A 2,708-nucleotide genomic window follows, 5' to 3' on the forward strand; every position below is an offset into this window, starting at 1 on the left:
CCTCGAGGGCCGGCGATCTGGGCGGCCAGGTCGCCGAAATCCTCGACCCGCTCGAGGACCTCGTCCGACCGCAGCTGGCGCAGCTCCTCGCCGTCGGCCCCCGCCTCGACCTCGTCCCAGCTGCGAGGCGCGGCCACCGTCGGCGCCTCCCGACCACGGAGCGAGTAGGGGCAGATCGTCGTCTTGGCCGCGACGTTCTGGCTCCAGTCGAGGAAGATCTTGCCCGGGCGCAGGTCCTTTGCCATCTTCCAGACGACGAGGTCCGGATGCTTCCTCGCCAGCTCCTGGGCCAGCTGCTGGACCGTGTCCCTGATCTCATCGCTCGTGTGCGCGGCGCCCGGCAGGCTCGCATAGAGCTGCATCCCCTTGCTCCCGCTCGTCACCGGAACGGGATCCAACCCGATCTCGGTGAGGCGCTCGCGCACGAGGACGGCGACCACCGACACCTCGCGCAGGCCGGTCCCAGGCCCGGGATCGAGGTCGATGACGAGACGGTCAGGGTTCAGGGCGACGGCCTCACGCCCCACCCCGTCGAACCGCCACTGAGGCACGTGCAGCTCGAGGGAGTTGAGGTTGGCGAAGAAGGTGAGGCCGGCCAGGTCGTCGATGAAGGGAAAGACCGGGTCGCGCCCCGCCCGTCGAATCCAGTCCGGTGTCCCGGCCGGCACGTTCTTCTCGAAGAACTGCATGTCGCCGACGCCGTGCGGATATCGGATTCGGGTGACCGGCCGGTGAGCGAGATGGGGGAGAATCACGGCCGAGATCCGGGCGTAGTAGTCGATCACCTCGGCCTTGGTCGTGCCCGTTGCCGGATACATCACCTTTTCGAGACTGCTCAGCTTCATCCGTCGTCCGTCGACCTCGACGGTGACCTTCGTGGCCGGATGCTGTCGGGGCGGCCCGGGCATCAGGCACCCCCGGGGACGAGGTCGTCGACGTCGTCGGGGGTCAGGTCCTCACGGAGGCGCTTGAAGGCAGGCTGCCGCAGCCGTCCCTGGTGGCTCAGCCCGAGGGACTCGACATCGGCGACGATGAGCGGCTGCACCCACCGCGCCCCGATCGCGTCCTCGGGTGGGACCTCCGTGGCGAACGGTGACTCGTCGAGCTCCAGAGGAGTCAGACTGCGCCGCAGCGCGTCGCCGGCCTTCCCGGCCAGACCCGCACCGACCCGGCCGAGGAAGCGGAGACCGTCGGGTCCGGGCACCCCGACGAGCACCGCACCGAGCCGGTCCCGCACCGTCCCCGTCGACTCCGGTCGCCAGCCGCCGATGACCACCGACGTGCTGCCCCGATGGGGGGACTTGAGCCAGTCGGGTGAGCGGACGCCGGGACGGTAGATCGAGCTGATCCGCTTGCTGACGATGCCCTCCAGCCCCTGCTCCCTCGTCGCCGAGTGGAGCACGTGCCCGTCTTCGAACGTCGGCGGCGTCTGCCACCTCGCACTCTCGAGCTCGAGGCGCTCCAGGGTGGCGCGGCGGTCGGTCCACGCGCGCCCGAGCAGCTCGACGCCGTAGAGCCGGAGCAGGTCGAACGTCATGAGGGTGACCGGGCTGCGCTCCGCGAGGAGCAGGGCGCGTCGCGGATTGGTCACGTGGAAGCGCTCCGCGAGCAGGCCGAAGGACGGCTTGCCACCGTCGAGGCACACGATCTCGCCGTCGAGGAGCATGTCGGCATATTCCGACGAGAGGCCGGCGAGCTCCGGAAAGGCCACCGTCACGTCGCGCTCCGTGCGTGAGGTGAGCCGGATCGACCCGTCGCTGACGTCGACGAGCACCCGCATTCCGTCCCATTTCACCTCGTGAATCCAGGCGTCCCCTGACGGAATGGTCAGAGTCGGCGTCGCGAGCATGGGGCGCATGGGTGCATTCTTGTTCTCATGCGAGCCATCTGGAAAGGCGCAGTCTCCTTCGGACTCGTCAACGTCCCTGTCCGCCTCTTCTCCGCGACGGAGAACCACGACGTGCAGTTCCGGCAGGTCCACGAGAAGGATGGAGGACGCATCAAGTACCAGCGCGTGTGCTCGATCGACGGCGAGGAAGTGCCGTATTCCGACATCGCCAAGGGGTACGAGACCGCGGACGGGCAGATGGTCGTCCTCTCGGACGAGGACATGAAGACGCTGCCCTCGCGATCGTCCAAGGAGATCTCGATCGAGAAGTTCGTGCCCGCGGACCAGATCGACCCGCTCCTGTTCGACCGGTCCTACTACCTCGAGCCCGACAAGACGGGGCTCAAGCCCTACGTCCTGCTCCGGGACGCCCTCGAGAAGGCGGACCGGATGGCTCTCGTCACCGTCTCCATCCGCACCCGGATGACGCTCGCGGTGCTCCGGGTCCGCGAGGGGGTCATCGTGCTGCAGACGCTGCTCTGGGCCGACGAGGTGCGCCAGCCGGAGTTCGACTTCCTCTCCGAGGACACGCACGCCACGGACAAGGAGCTCGCCATGGCCTCCTCGCTCGTCGACTCGCTCGCCGGAGACTACGAGCCGGAGGAGTTCGAGGACGACTACTCGGAGGCGGTCGAGGCGCTCGTGGCGAGCAAGATCGAGGGTGGCGAGCTCAAGGAGGCTCCCGCGCCCGAGGCCGAGGAGAGCGAGGTCGTCGACCTCCTCGCAGCCCTGCAGCGCAGCGTCGACAAGGCGAAGGCGGCCAAGTCCGGCTCTGCTGCGAGCGCCGCGAGCGACGAGGCCGAGGGCGACGAGGCCGAGG

Annotated in this window: 3 protein-coding genes; 1 reads left to right on the plus strand and 2 read right to left on the minus strand. The window is 68.8% G+C overall.

Features of this window, described 5'->3' with window-relative positions; genetic code table 11:
* A partial coding sequence (gene ligD, locus LOY02_RS01805) for a non-homologous end-joining DNA ligase (RefSeq protein WP_317180607.1) occupies positions 1–845 on the minus strand: 845 nt, incomplete at its 3' end.
* A gap of 62 nt (positions 846–907) precedes the next feature.
* Positions 908–1,858 (minus strand): non-homologous end-joining DNA ligase, encoded by a 951-nt coding sequence (ligD, locus tag LOY02_RS01810; protein ID WP_317180608.1) that lies wholly within the window; start codon positions 1,856–1,858, stop codon positions 908–910.
* Positions 1,859–1,876: 18 nt separating this feature from the next.
* Here ligD (LOY02_RS01810) and LOY02_RS01815 point away from each other — a divergent pair.
* A partial coding sequence (locus LOY02_RS01815; protein WP_317180609.1) for a Ku protein occupies positions 1,877–2,708 on the plus strand: 832 nt, incomplete at its 3' end.

Source organism: Intrasporangium sp. (genome assembly GCF_032907665.1).
Taxonomy (GTDB): Bacteria; Actinomycetota; Actinomycetes; order Actinomycetales; family Dermatophilaceae; genus Intrasporangium.